This is a genomic window from Saccharopolyspora antimicrobica (genome assembly GCF_003635025.1).
Lineage (GTDB): Bacteria > Actinomycetota > Actinomycetes > Mycobacteriales > Pseudonocardiaceae > Saccharopolyspora > Saccharopolyspora antimicrobica.
On the sequence record NZ_RBXX01000002.1, the window covers coordinates 5,107,430 to 5,122,355 of the forward strand.

17 protein-coding genes are annotated in these 14,926 nt (G+C 67.7%); 14 read left to right on the plus strand and 3 right to left on the minus strand.

Going from position 1 to position 14,926, the window contains the following annotated elements; genetic code table 11:
* Nucleotides 1–174: 174 nt before the first annotated feature.
* The 9 genes from ATL45_RS24580 to ATL45_RS24620 all read left to right on the plus strand — a co-directional run bounded on the left by ATL45_RS24580 (nucleotide 175) and on the right by ATL45_RS24620 (nucleotide 7,985).
* Nucleotides 175–438 carry a hypothetical protein gene (locus tag ATL45_RS24580; RefSeq protein ID WP_093154123.1) on the plus strand — a complete coding sequence of 88 codons (264 nt, stop codon included), beginning with the start codon at nucleotides 175–177 and terminating at the stop codon, nucleotides 436–438.
* Between the two features lie 161 nt (nucleotides 439–599).
* Nucleotides 600–1,646, plus strand: a complete 1,047-nt coding sequence (locus tag ATL45_RS24585) for a serine/threonine-protein kinase (protein ID WP_093154126.1) — start codon at nucleotides 600–602, stop codon at nucleotides 1,644–1,646.
* The gene (locus tag ATL45_RS24590) at nucleotides 1,643–2,134 is read left to right on the plus strand and encodes a hypothetical protein (RefSeq protein WP_093154128.1); all 492 of its coding nucleotides are present in this window, start codon (nucleotides 1,643–1,645) and stop codon (nucleotides 2,132–2,134) included. The genes ATL45_RS24585 and ATL45_RS24590 overlap by 4 nt, the downstream gene beginning before the upstream one ends.
* Before the next feature lie 114 nt (nucleotides 2,135–2,248).
* Entirely contained in the window at nucleotides 2,249–2,776 is a 528-nt protein-coding gene (locus tag ATL45_RS24595; RefSeq protein WP_170210338.1) for a DUF3558 domain-containing protein, read from the plus strand.
* A 264-nt stretch (nucleotides 2,777–3,040) separates the two neighbouring features.
* Nucleotides 3,041–3,508, plus strand: coding sequence for a PE domain-containing protein (locus ATL45_RS24600; RefSeq protein WP_093154134.1), 468 nt, complete (start codon nucleotides 3,041–3,043; stop codon nucleotides 3,506–3,508).
* A 21-nt stretch (nucleotides 3,509–3,529) separates the two neighbouring features.
* Entirely contained in the window at nucleotides 3,530–4,084 is a 555-nt protein-coding gene (locus tag ATL45_RS24605; RefSeq protein ID WP_170210339.1) for a DUF3558 domain-containing protein, read from the plus strand.
* Nucleotides 4,085–4,151: 67 nt separating this feature from the next.
* Nucleotides 4,152–5,486: a hypothetical protein gene (locus tag ATL45_RS24610; RefSeq protein WP_121505396.1), complete on the plus strand. Its 1,335-nt coding sequence runs from the start codon at nucleotides 4,152–4,154 to the stop codon at nucleotides 5,484–5,486.
* 409 nt (nucleotides 5,487–5,895) lie between these two features.
* Nucleotides 5,896–6,669 (plus strand): ESX secretion-associated protein EspG, encoded by a 774-nt coding sequence (locus tag ATL45_RS24615; protein WP_093154142.1) that lies wholly within the window; start codon nucleotides 5,896–5,898, stop codon nucleotides 6,667–6,669.
* A gap of 380 nt (nucleotides 6,670–7,049) precedes the next feature.
* Nucleotides 7,050–7,985 carry an aldo/keto reductase gene (locus ATL45_RS24620; protein WP_211841275.1) on the plus strand — a complete coding sequence of 312 codons (936 nt, stop codon included), beginning with the start codon at nucleotides 7,050–7,052 and terminating at the stop codon, nucleotides 7,983–7,985.
* Nucleotides 7,986–8,793: 808 nt separating this feature from the next.
* Here ATL45_RS24620 and ATL45_RS24625 read toward each other — a convergent pair.
* From ATL45_RS24625 to ATL45_RS24635, 3 genes are read right to left on the minus strand one after another with little or no spacing between them, the layout of a single operon-like run.
* Entirely contained in the window at nucleotides 8,794–9,177 is a 384-nt protein-coding gene (locus ATL45_RS24625) for a YbaB/EbfC family nucleoid-associated protein (protein ID WP_093154148.1), read from the minus strand.
* Between the two features lie 34 nt (nucleotides 9,178–9,211).
* Nucleotides 9,212–9,868 carry a hypothetical protein gene (locus tag ATL45_RS24630; RefSeq protein WP_093154150.1) on the minus strand — a complete coding sequence of 219 codons (657 nt, stop codon included), beginning with the start codon at nucleotides 9,866–9,868 and terminating at the stop codon, nucleotides 9,212–9,214.
* A gap of 18 nt (nucleotides 9,869–9,886) precedes the next feature.
* On the minus strand, nucleotides 9,887–10,255 hold the full coding sequence (locus ATL45_RS24635) for a hypothetical protein (protein WP_143121675.1): 369 nt from the start codon (nucleotides 10,253–10,255) through the stop codon (nucleotides 9,887–9,889).
* 688 nt (nucleotides 10,256–10,943) lie between these two features.
* Here ATL45_RS24635 and ATL45_RS24640 point away from each other — a divergent pair.
* The 5 genes from ATL45_RS24640 to coaBC all read left to right on the plus strand — a co-directional run bounded on the left by ATL45_RS24640 (nucleotide 10,944) and on the right by coaBC (nucleotide 14,874).
* Nucleotides 10,944–11,942, plus strand: coding sequence for an ABC-2 transporter permease (locus ATL45_RS24640; protein ID WP_093154155.1), 999 nt, complete (start codon nucleotides 10,944–10,946; stop codon nucleotides 11,940–11,942).
* A gap of 354 nt (nucleotides 11,943–12,296) precedes the next feature.
* Nucleotides 12,297–12,614 (plus strand): integration host factor, actinobacterial type, encoded by a 318-nt coding sequence (gene mihF / locus ATL45_RS24645; RefSeq protein WP_093154362.1) that lies wholly within the window; start codon nucleotides 12,297–12,299, stop codon nucleotides 12,612–12,614.
* Entirely contained in the window at nucleotides 12,611–13,213 is a 603-nt protein-coding gene (gene gmk, locus ATL45_RS24650) for a guanylate kinase (RefSeq protein WP_093154158.1), read from the plus strand. The genes mihF and gmk overlap by 4 nt, the downstream gene beginning before the upstream one ends.
* Nucleotides 13,214–13,333: 120 nt before the next feature.
* A complete protein-coding gene (gene rpoZ / locus ATL45_RS24655) occupies nucleotides 13,334–13,627 on the plus strand; it encodes a DNA-directed RNA polymerase subunit omega (protein ID WP_093154160.1) in 294 nt (97 codons plus the stop codon).
* A complete protein-coding gene (gene coaBC / locus ATL45_RS24660; protein ID WP_093154163.1) occupies nucleotides 13,624–14,874 on the plus strand; it encodes a bifunctional phosphopantothenoylcysteine decarboxylase/phosphopantothenate--cysteine ligase CoaBC in 1,251 nt (416 codons plus the stop codon). The genes rpoZ and coaBC overlap by 4 nt, the downstream gene beginning before the upstream one ends.
* The last annotated feature ends 52 nt before the right edge of the window (nucleotides 14,875–14,926 follow it).

Genomic DNA, 14,926 nt, shown 5'->3' on the forward strand with positions numbered 1-14,926 from the left:
GCGTGCTCGGAGGAGCAGCTCGTCAAGCTGATCGAAGGCTGGTGGCGCTTCTCGTGATTGAAGGTCTGGCGGCTCGCCAGTCCTGATGCGGGCAGGGGAACTCGGCGGAAATGAGGATCGCGGGACTGGAGTTGAGAAGTGGTTGTTGAGGCTTGGCGCTGGACTGCTGGGCGGGTGGCCGCCGTGCTGGTGCCGTGGGGGCTGATGGCCGGCGGTGTGGTGCTGTCGAACATCGATCGTGATGGTGCACTGGGCTGGGTCGGGATCATCGTCGGGTTGATCGGTGCTGTGTACAGCACGTTCTACTGGGGCAAGTTCAGCAACAGCGACGGGATCGCTCGGGTGCGGCTCTCCCCGCTGGCCTGGGTCGCGCGGATCGTCGGCTACGCGCTGGCGTTGGGTTACCTGCTCGTTGCGGCGGTGTTCCTCTTCGTTTAGTTCCTTCACCTGCGTTGACGCTGTGGCTCTCGATCCGCGGGAGGACTCGGGCCGTGGCTGTCAACCCGTTTGCTCCGTAGATGTTGTCCCCCGGTCGTCCCGCAGGTGGGTGCTCCGGTTCGGCTAGTGTCGTTTCGGGAGCGCAAGGACCGGAGGGGTCGATGGGTGAGGCACCTCTGCTGGGCGGGCGGTACCGGCTGGGTACCCGCATCGGCAGTGGCGGGATGGCCGATGTGCACCGGGCGATGGACACCCGGTTGCAGCGGGTCGTGGCGGCGAAGGTGTTCCGCTCCGGTGCCGATGCCGCGGGGCGGGAGCGGTTCGCCGAGGAGGCCCGCATCCTCGCCGGGCTCAGCCATCCGGGCCTGGTCACCGTGCACGACTTCAGCGCCGGGGCCGACGAGCTCTACCTGATCATGGAGCTGGTCGAGGGCCGCACGCTCGCCGACGAGGTCCACCACGGGGCGCTGCCGCCGCAGCGCGTCGCCGAGATCGGCTCCCGGCTCGCCGACGTGCTGGCCCACGTGCACGACAACGGGATCGTGCACCGCGACGTCAAACCCTCCAACGTGCTCATCGCCGGTGACGGCAGCGTCTACCTCGCCGATTTCGGCATCTCCCGGCTCGCCGCCGCCGCCGGGCGCATGACCAGCTCCGGAGTGCTCATCGGGACCGCCACCTACATGTCCCCGGAGCAGGTCAGCGGCGGTGAGGTCGGTTATCCGGCCGACGTCTACGCGCTGGGGCTGGTGCTGCTGGAATGCGCGACGGGCAGGGTCGAATACCCCGGTTCCGGTGCGGAGAGCGCCGTGGCGCGGCTGGTCCGCTCGCCGGAGGTGCCGCTGGAGCTGCCCAGCGGCCTGCACCGGGCGCTGCTGCTGATGACGGGCTCCGATCCGGCCCGGCGGCCGACCGCGGCCGAGTGCGCGGACCTGCTGGCCGGCCGGTCGACCGACGTCATCCCGCGCATCCAATCCACCCGCCCGGTGACGCAGCTGCTGCCGAAACCGCAGCCCGAACCGCGCCGCAGCCTGAAGCCCTGGCTGTTCGCAGGCACCGGGCTCGGGGTGCTGCTGGTGGCGCTGATCGTGTTCTTCACCCTGCCCTCGGCTCCGGAGCCGAAGTCCCTGCCGCCGGTGTCCGGCCCGCCCGGGGTGGAGCGGCTGCCGGAAGATCTCGCCACCCTGGAGGGGCTGATCCGCGAATGAAACGCCTTCTGCTGCCTGCCCTGCTGCTGGTGCTCGCCGGCTGCGGCAGCGAGCCCCGGGCGATGGATCCGCAGATCCGCGAGCAGCTGCTCAGCCACGTGGAGGAGGTGAAGACCGCGGCGGCGAACAACGATCGCCCCGCGGCGGAGATGGCGCTCGGCGAGCTGCACCGCGCGATCGCCGAAGCCCAGGCACGCGGTGAACTCGCCACGGAAGCCGCTCGCGCGCTGCTCACCGCGACCGAACGGGTCGCCGAGGACGTCCGCACCATGCCGCTGCCGGAGCCGCCCGCCCCGGTCACCGTGACGGTCACCCCGGACCCGCCGGTCGTCGCGCCGCCGCTGCCGGAGATCCGGGTGGACGACCACCAGGAGCAGGTGGCGAAGTGGGAGGAGTACCGCAAGCGCCTGGAGGAGGACCGCGAACAGTGGCGGAAGGTTCGCGAGAACAACGGCAACGGGAACGGGAACGGGAACAACGACGACTGAACGGGAAAGTTCCCGGTCGCCGCGCGAGTGGTTGTGCCAATTTCGCGGCGTGTGGCAGGGTTCGCTGACACTGATCCGGTGCGGGCGGCGGCCCGCGACCCGAGGAGGCGGAACTTGCGCGAGGGACTCGCTGCCGGCGTGATCGTGGCAGGCCTGCTGCTGGCGGGCTGCAGTTCCGGTGCAACCCCGGCCGACCAGCCGGACGCTCCCGGCCGATCGGCCCCGCAGAAGACGCTGCCGACGTCCGACCCGTGCGCCGTGCTCACCGAGGAACAGCTGAAAACCCTGGTGCTGGACCAGGAGCCGAAGCAGGCGGAGCAGAACGGCAAGCAGGGTTGCGAATTCCGCTCAGGCGCTCCGGGCGCTCCCGGCTGGTCGGTGTTCGTGGCCGCGGACCCCACCGGCACCTACCAGCAGTTCGTGCAGGCCAACCAGGGCGCCCAGGAGCTGCCGATCGCGGGCTACCCGTCGGCGATCGTCAACGACGAAACGGGCTGCCACCTGACGATGGACGTCACGGACGCGGGAAGCCTCAAGCTCACGGCCCTGGTCGGCCCCGGAGCCCCGCTCGAGGTGGGCGGAAGCTGCGACGCAGCGGCGAAGGTCGCCGAGTCGGTCCTGCAGAACCTCCCGTCGGCGTAGCCGGGACCCGTTTCGGCTGGTGGTTCAACGCTCCAGCCTGGACCTTCCGTCGAGCTGCGTAGTGGGAGCCGCAGGGGCCCGTGGCTGACCTGCGCGAACTCGGGAATCCCTCGGGCGTTACGCGTCCTAAATCACTCGAATGTCGCAATCTTCTTTGTCCGCTTCGTGCCGCAACAGCGGTCACTTGCGTTACGTTTGCCTCGTTGGCAAGTGGATGGCCGTCGCCCGACCCCGCGACGGTTGGCGAACGAGGGGAGTTCGACTGTGTCCGAGGGGGACGGCGGCACCTACCGGTCGGTCGATCAGAACGTGATCGATGCGGCGCGGGTCGTGCCTGGGCCTGCAGGCTTCATCGGCAACGCCATGAACATCATGACGCGGGCCGCGGACAACGCGGCGCTGGCCGCAGCTCAGTCCGCTGGCGGTTCCATGCGGATTGAACCGGACCAGGTCGACAAGCTCGCCCAGTTCTTCAAGGAAGAGGCGACCAGGCTGGAGGATCGCCAGCAGGAAGTGTTCAGCCTCTCGCGCGTCAAGGCGCCCGGAAAGGACCCGGTCAGCACTCAGGTGGCCGATAGGTATGGCCAGGTCGCTGCGGGGAATGAAACGGCCTACCTCAACAACTACCTGCAGCTTGCCAAGGTGCTGAAGGAAACTGCGGCCAACCTGGAAGCAAGCGCACGGCAAACTCGCACGGATGACCAAAATGCCGAGGACAGCATCCGTAGCTGAGACCGGTCTCTAGGAGGAATTTTGCGTAAGGGACTCGCAGTCGGTGCGGTCTTCGCCGCCGTGCTGCTGGCTGGATGCTCCGGTGGCGGCAACACCACCGAGACGACCGCGGCAAGCACGCCTGCGGAGCAGCCTTCCTCGCCGCCGAGCTCGGCTCGCACTGCGCCGGCCAAGTCTCTTGACATTTCTGACAAGTGCGGGATTGTCGCGGAATCGCAGTGGCGCAATTTGGGTGGTGACCAGGCGCCGCGTCCACGGGAGCTCGAGGGTATCGCTGGCTGCGGGTATGCCGCAGGTGAGGCGGGCACGGACGGCGGCTGGTCGGTTTTCGTCGGCACTGACCCGAATCAGACCTTCAAAGATTTTGTTGACAGCAGTGACGCGGAGATGACCGAGGTTGCCGGTTATCCCGCAGCCGAGGTCGGAGGCGTGCCGACCAACTGCATTCTCGTCCTTGACGTATCGGATCAAGGTTCTCTTGCCGTTCATACGCTGGCGCGTACCGGTAATCCGAATCCGTGTGATCTTTCGAAGCAGTTCGCGGAAGCTGCTTTGCAGAATCTTCCCAACGTGTGAGGGGTGGGGGATGGTTGACACCAGACATATCGAACCGTCCGACTTCGAGGGTGCGAGCCTTGAGCAGATGCGTTCCTGGGTGGAGAGCGGCTCGGCTGACGGCCTGTACGACAAGACCGACGGCTGGAAGGGCGAAGACGCCTACCTGCGCGAGCTGAAGACCCGCCTTGAGGACAAGCTCAAGGAAGTCGGCGTCGTGATGCAGTCGGAGTCCGGCGAGGCCATGAAGAACCAGGCTGTGCCGGTTGTGCTCTGGACCGAGGTGGCTGCGGACAACGCGCGGGCCCAGTCCGAGCTGATGACGCAGCAAGGCGACGCATTCAGCAAGGTGCAGTCCTCGATCCCGGGCAAGGGCGAAGAGAAGGAAGCCCCGGACAGCAACTGGTTCAAGGACACCTGGGACAGCATGGTGAACGGTCAGACCGACGCCGAAGCTGCCAAGGCGCACAACGAGAAGCTTCGCCAAGAAGCTGTGCAGGCCTTTCGGGCCTACGACAACACCTCCCAGAACGCGGTCGCCGGGAACGCCCAGTTCACGCCGCCTCCAGACGGTGGCATGAACGTCACTGTCACTGGGTCGAACCACCCGAGTGTTGGTGGGGTTCCTCAGGTTTCCAGCACGCCTTCCGGGACCGGTAGCCAGTGGGCCGGTGGCAGCGGGACCGGTGGTATGGGGACCGGTGGCGTTGGTGGGGGCGGGTCGACCGTTCCTTCTGGTTACGGCGGCGGTGGCGGTAGTTACCCCGGCGGTGGTGGGGGCGGTGGCGGTGTCAACCCCGGTGGCGGTGTCAACCCCGGTGGGACGTCTCCGGTGTGGCGGCAGCCCGGACCGACCGGTCCTGGTCAGGGTGGTCCGGCTCCGATTCGCGTCCCCGGTGGTCCGGGGCCGACCGGTCCTGGTCAGGGTGGTCCGGCTCCGATTCGCCTGCCCGGTGGTCCGGGGCCGACCGGTCCTGGTCGGGGCGGACCGGCTCCGGTTCGTCTGCCCGGTGGCTCCGGACCCAACGGTCCTGGCCAGGGTGGCCCGAACGGCCCCGGTGGTAGCCGGGTTCCCGGCGGTGGCGGCCCCGGTGGTGGTCCCGGTGGCGGTGGTGGCCGCGGCGGGCTCGGTGTCGGTGGCGCCGGTGGCGGTTCCGCGCTGGGCGCTGGTGGTCGTGCCGGTGGCGGTGGGCTCGCCGGTCCCGGTGGCACCGGGACGGGCGCCGGTGGCGCTGGCGGTGCGGGTGGCGCCGGTGGGGCCGGTGGTCGTGGTGGCATGGTCGGTGGTGCCGCTGGCGGGCGTCCGCAGGGCAAGCAGGGCGAGGAGGACCAGGAGCACGCGATTCCCGATTACCTCAAGGGCGACCACGGGTTCTTCGACGACGACCTGCCGAAGGTCGCGCCGCCCGTGTTCGGTGAGTGAGCTCTGATGCTGCCTGACTGGAGGGGATGACGGTGGCCGACGAGTTCACGGTGGTGAGCCGTCCGTCGAGCGGCGAGATGCGCGACCGCTTCGAGGTGACCCGTGAGCTCGGCACCGTCAAACCCCCCCCAGTCAGGACCCGGTGAGACCAGGAGCGCATGGCCCGGCGGCGGTGGCACTGCGGTCGTCGCTGGTGGGGGACTGACACCGGGAACTGGGAGAGGGGCCGATCGGCCGGGATGGCCGGCGGCCCCGTGACGCGGGACGTCCGATTACCTCGTCGCCATCGCGGGATCTTCGACGGCGACATACCGATGACGGCACCGCCCGTCTTCGGGTGAGCGCACGTCAAACACCATTCACCACTGCGGGCCCGCGTGCCCGCACAAGTCCGGCTGGGGAGCATCCGGTGAAGTTCGAGTTGTCGCGGCAGGCCTTCCACGAGGCGTGGAAGCACTTCAAGCTGGGGACCAAGCCGATCGTGCTCAACGTCCTCCCCGAGGGGATCCTGGAGTCCGAGCGGCGCGCCGTCGAGCGCCAGGCGTGGGACGAGCTGCACCGCCTCGGATTCGGCAACGAGATGCGCGAGGAGGACATCTGCGGCGTGTTCCTGCCGCTGCAGCGCTACGAGCAGTCCTTCGACGTCACCTTCGGCGAGCGCACTCCCGACGGTGAGCGGAAGACGACGGGTATGGTCGCCAACGTCCGCGGCAACGCCACGCTCGCCGTGCTGACCGAGGAATCCGTCCGGCTGCAAGCACTTCCGGTGGATTCGATGGTCCGCGCGCTGCTCGGCGTGCTGCCGGACGACCTGAAAGCCGGTCCGGGGCGCGGCGTTTCGCTGCGCAGTGCGGCGATGAGCGCGGCGGCCAAGGAAGCTGGCAACTCCGACCGGGCGATGGCCGACGGCCTCGTCCGCCAAGGCGTGAAGCGCGACGACGCCCGCCAGCTGGTGGAGATGGCCGGCGGCGAGCGGATCGCGTGGGCCCAGTTCGGCGCGGCGACGATGGACGGCCAGAGCAAGCGTCACCGAGCCCCGATGGTGACGAACTTCTTCGCCACGGCGAAGGGCTGGTACATGATCGAGACGAACAACCGCGGCGCAGAACCGTGGACCACGGTCGCCCCGATCGACAAGCAGCGAATGGCTTCCCGGATCACCGACCTCATGAAGACCTTCTGAACCGCGGGTTTTGACGAGAGCTCCCTGAAACCCGGGGAGCTCCCGTCCGTTCGCGAGGTGAACACGGGCGAGCAGGTGCCGCATGAACGAAACGCGGCGTGACGGTTCGGCGCTTAGAGTGACCGCATGCTCGGGAACGTTCTGGCGGGAATCGCGGCAGGCGCAGCCGGAACTACTGCGCTCAACGTCGTGAGCTACCTGGACATGGCGGTGCACGCTCGTGCGGCGAGCAGCACGCCCGCCGAGACGGTTCGCAGGACCGAACAACGATCTGGCTCCGCACTTGGCTTTCGGGCTGGCCACGGCGGCCGTCTGGGACATGACCGCTTCTCGCCGGTGACGGTTTCCGGGTTGCTTCCGCGCGTGAAATCATGCGGCCCATGGCTGATCGCGTTTTGTACGGGTGCATGGGGCTGGGCGGGACCTGGGACACCCAGCCCTACGGCGCGGCGGACATCGACGAGGCCGAGGCTGCGGTTCAGGCGGCACTGGACGTCGGCATCACGACGTTCGACCACGCCGACATCTACCGCCACGGCAAGGCGGAATCGGTCTTCGGCGAGGTCCTGGCCCGGGCACCCGGACTGCGCGAGCGCATCGTATTGCAGACCAAGTGCGGTATCCGGCTGCCCGACGGCGACCGCCCGGGACTGTACGACCTGCGCGGTGACCGGATCGTGCAGCGGGTGGAGGAGAGCCTCGCCCGGCTGCGCACCGATGTGATCGACGTGCTCCTGCTGCACCGCCCCGACCCCCTGGCCGATCCGGAGGACGTCGCCAAGGCGCTCCTATCGCTGCACGAGCAGGGGCTGGTCCGGCAGTTCGGCGTGTCCAACATGAGCGCCGAGCAGATCGCGCACCTGCAGGGATACCTGGGTGTTCCGCTCGTCGCCAACCAGCTGGAGATGAGCCTGCACCGGCGCGACTGGTGCGAGGCCGGAGTGCTGGTGAACACGCCCGCAGCGGCGGCGAACGGCTTCCCGCTGGGAACGCTGGAGTACTGCCGGGAGAACGGAATCTCCTTGCAGGCCTGGGGTTCGCTGGCGCGCGGCCGCTTCACCGGCTGCCAGGAGACGCCCGCCGAACACGCGACGGCCGACCTCGTCACAGCACTCGCCGAGGCCAAGGACACGACGCCGGAGACGATCGTGCTCTGGTGGCTGCAACGCCACCCGGCCCGCATCGCGCCGGTCATCGGCAGCGCGAGACCCGAGCGCATCCGCGCCTGCCGGGACGCGGTGCAGCACGAACCCGGCCTCACGCACGAGGAGTGGTACGAACTCTGGATCACCGCTCGCGGTGCCCCGCTGCCTTAGAGCGCCTAGGAACGGTGAAGTGAGCCGGTGGCAGGCGCTTCGCATGAGCCGGTCGTGGTGGCTCGCCTAGAGTGCGTCGCAACAGTGAAGGGCTGGTGCGTGATCGGGACTAACAACCGGGGCGCAGAACCCTGGAGGGACCGCTATTGTGGGGGGCCTACTTTTACCAGGACTTCAAGGGCCACTTGACGGGCCACCGCGTCGAGTTCACTGGTGGGCAGCGGAGTTTCTCCTTGTGTCTCGCTAAGCTCGGAGGCGCTGTATCTCACTTCGACGGTCAAATTGGCGCGGCCTGTGACTAGTCGGGTTTCGCGGCTGGTATGCGTCACGACCGCACGCGCACCAAATTCCTGCACGACCGACGCGCCTGGTTCTCGCTCCGCGTTCGTCAATGCTCGGTCGGCCTCGGCTGCGTCCGGATGTCCACCGGAGTCGAACTCGATCGTGATTCCCAGATTCAAACGGCCATATCGTCCGTTCTGAACCTGGGTGGTACTGCCGTCAGTTCGCCACTGGCAACTGGACCCCTGTCGCCTGTCTCCTGAATTTTGATCCCGTTCGGATATGACTTCCCCGTTCGAGCCGAATGCCTGCCGGAGAGTCTGCGGCGAAACGGATTCGCATGCATCTGGCACGCTCGCATAACCGGGAGCTGCTGTCAGCGAAGGCAGGATCCAGCTGGCCACAACCAGAGATGAGCTGATAACGGCGAGCGAGAGTCCTGCAGCTACCAGCCATCGTGCGGTGCGCGGATTTCGCGCAGAATTGGGCATCCTTGTCCCCTTTGTTCAAGCTGCACAGGCGTCAGTCAGCGCAGGAAGCTGCCGCCCTCGTCCCAAGGTTCTTCGTTCTGCCAGTTTTCGGGCGTTGGGGCGGGTGTGGGGTGTGCTCGAGACTCGTTCTGAGCGGTTTCTTCCTCGCCCAGGTTCTCCGCGGCGGCTTTGGCTCTGGAGATGGCTTCCATGAACTGGTCGGCCAGGAACTGCTCGGCGCCCTCCTGCGCGGAGCCAGCGGCGAGACTCACACGCTCAACCCTGCCGACTGCGTCGACCCACGCGGTGGCGACTCCGGACGAGGAGGTTCCCTCGAACTGTCCGTATACGACAGCCTCCGGATTCTGGGTCGCCATCTCGACCTTGCGCTCGATCTTTCTCATCAGGTCGGCGACGCGCGCTTCGGTCTCGAAAGACACTGAACCTCTCCTCGATGTCTATGGGTCGGAATGACTAGGGGATGGCTCGCTGCAGGGAAATTGCGGCATCGAAGGACTTGCGGATCGCGTCGAACTTCTCGTATTCGGCCTTGACCAGATTGGTGACTATCCCGATGATGCCCACAATGACCGCGATTATTCCGCCGACGATGGCGAGGATCTTGGTGACAATGGGTTCGGGGGCCGCCGCCAGCCCACCGGCTAGCGACAAAATTCCGCCCACAAAGCTGCCGACTGATCCGACTTGCGCTATTACGTCAAATATGGATTGATCGACCTCTTCTTTGATTTTCTTCAGGGTTTCACCGACTTTGGCGCTCGGGCCCTGGAGTAGCTGTAGCGAGTCGCGAAACTCTTCCAGGGTCTTTCTGAACGCTTCGGCGGCCTGGCCCTGCCAGATTTCACCGGCGCGCTCACGGGCATCCAGTACGTTGTCGATGGCCAACGACAGTCGCTTGGTCAGTGCCGACGTGTCATCGTTCTGTCCGTCGGGGTCCAAGCCCCATCCACTTTCGGCTACCCGCAGAATCTCGTCCGTGTCGATGCTGGCGACGCGCTGCAGCTGGAACGTGATCGGGTCGAGTTGTGAACCCGCCTGTGCGAGCAGGTCGTCGATCTTCTGGGAGCTGTTCCAAAATGTTGGAGTGGCGAAGGCGAGCGGATTCGGCAACGGAATTCCCTTCGTTGTCTATCCTGGTGGATTTATTTTCCCGATCTCGTCCATGGCTTCCTGGTCTCGCCGCTCGTACTCCCGGATCGCTGCATGGACGGAATCCGTAAGCGTTTCAAGGCGATCGGTCGTGGTCCTGAGGAAGGCATCGAGCCTCTCCACAGCAGGCTGGTAGGCGGCCTTGACGAAGAGATCGAGCTGCATCGGAAGCATCTCGATGGGACCACCGGCTCCCCTGCCGCCGAACCAGTAGTCGAGGACGCCATCGAGCGAGACCGACTGGGCGAAGCTCCCGCCGTCGGGCAGCAATGAACGGCGCGCTTCTTCGACTGCTCCTGCCGCGTCGCGCATTGCCCCGTAGTCAGCCTCAAAGCCTGGTTGGGACACAGATCAGCCCACCTTCCTTGTTGTGCAGCGCATGAAGGCGTCCGGGTGCACGACCGTTGCGGTTGCGCGGGGGGCGCAAAGAAGGAGCTCCTGGTCGTTCCCTGGTGGCCTGGCCTGGGCGGCTAGAGGCTGTCGATGCCTCATTGCCCCCTGGTGTGTGAGCTCCGCTCCGCATCGAAGCGGGACGGGCGGGCCGACGTCGAGTTCTGGTGCCCTGAACACGAACTCCCCAATTCGTCAGGCGTGATCGTCGGTAGCCGAGGGTAACCAGCAGCGTTCGCATAATCTGCCAATCAGGCACGTGGCTTGGCGCTCCTGGAAGATCTCACCCGAATGGTTCAACCACTTGGGTGTCCTTCAGTCCCGTTGTTCGCATCCGCAGGCGATCGCGCCGCTTGATCTTGTGCCGTCAGAGACACCTGTCCGCTTGTGCGCCAGCGAGGCTCCGTTGGTCTCCTGGTTGGCCTATATCTAGGAAGGTCGGGAATCAACCGGACGGCGGGAGCGCGACAAGCCTCATAGCGGAAGCCAGCACATCAAGATCCATCTCGGCGAACGTAGCCTGGTCTTCAACCTTGTGCGGAGTTCCTGGAAGCCTTGGTTCCTCGGCGGCCAGCTTCGACATGGGCCAGCCCGGGCGGGCGTTTCGCAACAGCTGGTGGGGGACAGCTCACCTAGAGTGCGTCGCATGGGTTCCGTGGAAGCGGACGGGTGGTGGGAGGCCTTTCGGCGGTCTCCGTTCTTCTCCGCGACCGTGCTCGTGCTCATCCTCGGCGTCGCTGCCGCTCTCTTCGCCGGGTCCTACACCTTCGCCATGGCCGATCCGACGCCGCACCGGGTGCCGCTCGCCGTCGTCGGGGTTCGGGACAGCCCGGAGCTGCTGGCGGAGATGGAGCAGGCCGCGGGCACCGCGTTCGAGCTGCACCGGTACTCCTACGACGAGGCCTTGCGGGCGGTGGAAGAGCAGCAGGTCTTCGGCGTGCTCGACGTTCGCGGGAGCACCGTGCGGCTGGACGTCGCCAGTGCTGCCGGGGCTTCTGTCGCGCAGCTGCTGGAGCAGGTCGTGGTGCAGGTCGGTGCGAGCAACGGCGTGGCGGTCGAGGTGCAGGACCTCAAGCCGTTGCAGCGGGGCGATCCGCGCGGGCTCGCGCTGTTCTACGTGTCGCTGGCCGCGATCGTCATCGGCTTCGTCGGCGCTATCCAGCTCAGCGTGCACGCGAGGGCGCTCAACCCCGCCGAGCGGATCGGGTTCACCGCCGCCTACGCGCTGCTGGGCGGGTTCGCCATCATCGCGGTGGTCGACTGGTTGCTGGGGGCCGTGCGGTTCCCGTTCATCGAGTCCTGGCTGATCCTGGCGCTGGCGATGTTCAGCTCCGGGATGGTGTTCACCATGTTCAACGCGCTGCTGGGGCGGTGGGCGATGGTGCCGACCTGGGGGCTGATGGTGCTGCTCGGCAACCCCTCGTCCGGCGGGGCGGTGTCGTGGCCGCTGCTGCCGTCGCCGCTGGGCCTGATCGGCGCCTGGCTGCCGCCGGGCGCGACGGTGAACGCCCTGCACACCGCCGTCTACTTCGGCGGCTCCCAGCACGCTTTCCCGTTCTTCGTGCTCGCCGGGTGGGCGCTGCTGTCCTGCGCGGTGTTCTGGGTCTGGCGCGACCGGCATCCCGGTGGCCGGCCCGCCGCCTGAATCAATGCGGAACTTCCACGTAGCGGAATTTGCCTCGATCTTCGCGAGTCCTTGATCACTTCGCCGATGAGGGGCATTTCACCCCGGTTTGACCTGCGAGGACGTCCTCGGCGTGGCTCAACTGCCCGGAAATCGGACACATTTGATGAATTTCGCCGAGATTAGTGCACTTCAGCGCCTTTGTTGGTAGTACTTGCAGCGGCGCCCGGCTCGTGCACGCCTCGTACGAGCGGGCCTGGTGGCGGGCCTAGTTGAATCAGGCTCACAAAAACCGGACCCCCGTGGAACCCGGTCGAGCCGACTCGGTACCGTCGCCGCACCGATCAAGAGAAACCCCACATCACGGAGGACATGGTGGCCCTTCCCCAGCTGACCGAGGAGCAGCGGGCAGCAGCTCTGGAAAAGGCGGCTGCCGCCCGTCGCGCCCGAGCGGAGCTCAAGGAGCGCCTCAAGCGAGGCGGAACCACGCTGGCGGAGGTCCTGGAGACCGCCGACAACGACGAGGTCCTGGGCAAGATGAAGGTCTCCGCCCTGCTTGAGGCCCTTCCCGGGGTTGGCAAGGTTCGCGCTCAGCAGATCATGGAGCGGCTGGAGATCGCCAACAGCCGCCGTCTGCGCGGACTGGGCGAGCGGCAGCGCAAGGCGCTGCTCACCGAGTTCAGCGGCGAGTGATCGACGCACAAACCGGCGCTGAGCCGAGGACCGTCCGTCAGGGCGAGCCTCGGCTCACCGTCGTTTCCGGGCCCTCCGGTGTCGGCAAGTCCAGCGTGCTCGGCGAGGTGCGCAAGCGGTCCGCGGAGATCTACTTCAGCGTGTCCGCCACCACGCGCGCGCCGCGCGCGGGCGAGATCGACGGCGTGCACTACCACTTCGTCGACACCGCGGAGTTCCAGCGGATGATCGCCGCCGGCGAGATGCTGGAGCACGCGCAGTACGCGGGCAACTTCTACGGCACCCCGCGCAAGCCCGTCGAGGAAGCCCTCGCGGCCGGCCGCCCCGCGGTGCTGGAGATCGAGCTGCAGGGCGCCCGCCAGGTCCGCCGGGCCATGCCGGAGGCGCAGCTGGTCATGCTGCTGCCGCCGTCCTGGGAGGTGCTGGTCGACCGGCTCACCGGTCGCGGCACCGAGCCGGCGGAGGTCGTCGAGCGGCGGTTGGCGACCGCGCGCGAGGAGCTGGCCGCCGAATCCGAGTTCGACGCCAGCGTGGTCAACGCCGATGTGCAGGCCGCGGCCAGCGAATTGCTACGATTGATACTCGGCCGCGAACTGTGACGAGCCAGCGGTGAGCAGCACCGGAGTTCGGTCGACCGAAGTCCGGCACCCCGCGGGCCGCATCGCGCCCCCCACGCAACGGCACCACGCCGCCGTCCACGAGGAGCAGGAGCCACTCACGTGAGCACCCCCAGCGCGCTGGCTGCGCTCAACAGCAGCCCGTCCACCAACACCGCCGAAGGCATCACCTACCCGCCGATCGACGACCTGCTGGAGCAGGTCAGCTCGAAGTACGCGCTGGTGATCTACTCCGCGAAGCGCGCGCGGCAGATCAACGACTACTACGCCCAGCTCGGCGAGGGCCTGCTGGAGTACGTCGGCCCGCTGGTCGAGCCGGGCCCGCGCGAGAAGCCGCTGTCGATCGCGCTCCGCGAGATCCACGCCGGCGTGCTCGAGCACACCGAAGGCGAGTGACGGATGAACGTGCCGAGGACCGCCCGCGGGTGGTCCTCGGCGTCAGCGGTGGCATCGCCGCCTACAAGGCGTGCGAGGTGCTGCGGCGGCTGACCGAGTCCGGTCACCGCGTCCGGGTCATCCCGACCGAGGCCGCGCTGAACTTCGTCGGTGCGGCGACCTTCGAGGCGCTCTCCGGGCAGCCGGTGCGCACCGGCGTGTTCACCGAGGTCCACGAGGTCCAGCACGTCCGGCTCGGGCAGGAAGCCGACCTGGTCGTCGTCGCGCCCGCCACCGCAGATCTGCTGGCCCGCGCCGCGCACGGGCAGGCCGACGACCTGCTCACCTCCACGCTGCTGACCGCCCGGTGCCCGGTGCTGATGGTCCCGGCGATGCACACCGAGATGTGGGAGCACCCGGCGACCCAGCACAACGTCGCGCTGCTGCGCAGCCGCGGCGTGGTGGTCGCGGAGCCCGACAGCGGCCGGTTGACCGGCGCGGACACCGGCAAGGGCCGGCTGCCCGACCCGGCCGAGATCGTCGACCTGGCGCGCCTGCTGCTGGCCGAGCCCGCGGCGCTGCCGCGCGATCTCGAAGGCCGCCGCGTGGTGATCTCCGCCGGTGGCACCCGCGAACCGCTGGACCCGGTGCGCTACCTGGGCAACCGCTCCTCCGGGCGGCAGGGCTACGCGCTGGCCCGCGTGGCCGCGCACCGCGGCGCCGAGGTGACGCTGGTCGCCGCGCACACCGCCGACCTGGCGGCTCCGGCCGGGGTCCGGGTGATCAAGGTGGGCACCGCGGAGGAGCTGCGGTCGGTGATGCTGGCCGAGGCCGACGGCGCGGACGCCGTGGTGATGGCCGCCGCGGTGGCCGACTTCCGCCCGGTCTCGCACGTCGAGCACAAGATCAAGAAGTCCGACCGGGACCCGGAGCCGCTGGCCCTGACCCGGAATCCGGACATCCTCGCCGAACTGGTCGAAGCGCGCGCCGCGGGCAAGCTGGCCGCGTCGCTGATCGCCGGGTTCGCCGCCGAGACCGGCGACGCGACCACCTCGGTGCTCGACCACGGCCGGGCCAAGCTGACCCGCAAGGGCTGCGACCTGCTGGTGGTCAACGCCGTCGGCGACGGGCAGGCCTTCGAGGTCGAGGAGAACGCCGGATGGCTGCTGAGCGCCGATGGCACCGAGGTGCCCATCCCGTTCGGCGCGAAATCCAGGCTGGCATCCACATTGTGGGATGCTGTGAACAGGCAGCTGCACCGTCAGTAGGGTGACGACGCACGTCGGCCACCGGCCGGTGGAGCTATGCGGAGCAATTCAG

Bases quoted from the DNA above. Each gene is read 5' to 3' on its own strand.
- ATL45_RS24585 (WP_093154126.1), top strand. From the start codon at position 600: ATGGGTGAGGCACCTCTGCTGGGCGGGCGGTACCGGCTGGGTACCCGC.
- ATL45_RS24590 (WP_093154128.1), top strand. From the start codon at position 1,643: ATGAAACGCCTTCTGCTGCCTGCCCTGCTGCTGGTGCTCGCCGGCTGC.
- ATL45_RS24610 (WP_121505396.1), top strand. From the start codon at position 4,152: ATGCGTTCCTGGGTGGAGAGCGGCTCGGCTGACGGCCTGTACGACAAG.
- ATL45_RS24620 (WP_211841275.1), top strand. From the start codon at position 7,050: ATGGCTGATCGCGTTTTGTACGGGTGCATGGGGCTGGGCGGGACCTGG.
- ATL45_RS24640 (WP_093154155.1), top strand. From the start codon at position 10,944: ATGGGTTCCGTGGAAGCGGACGGGTGGTGGGAGGCCTTTCGGCGGTCT.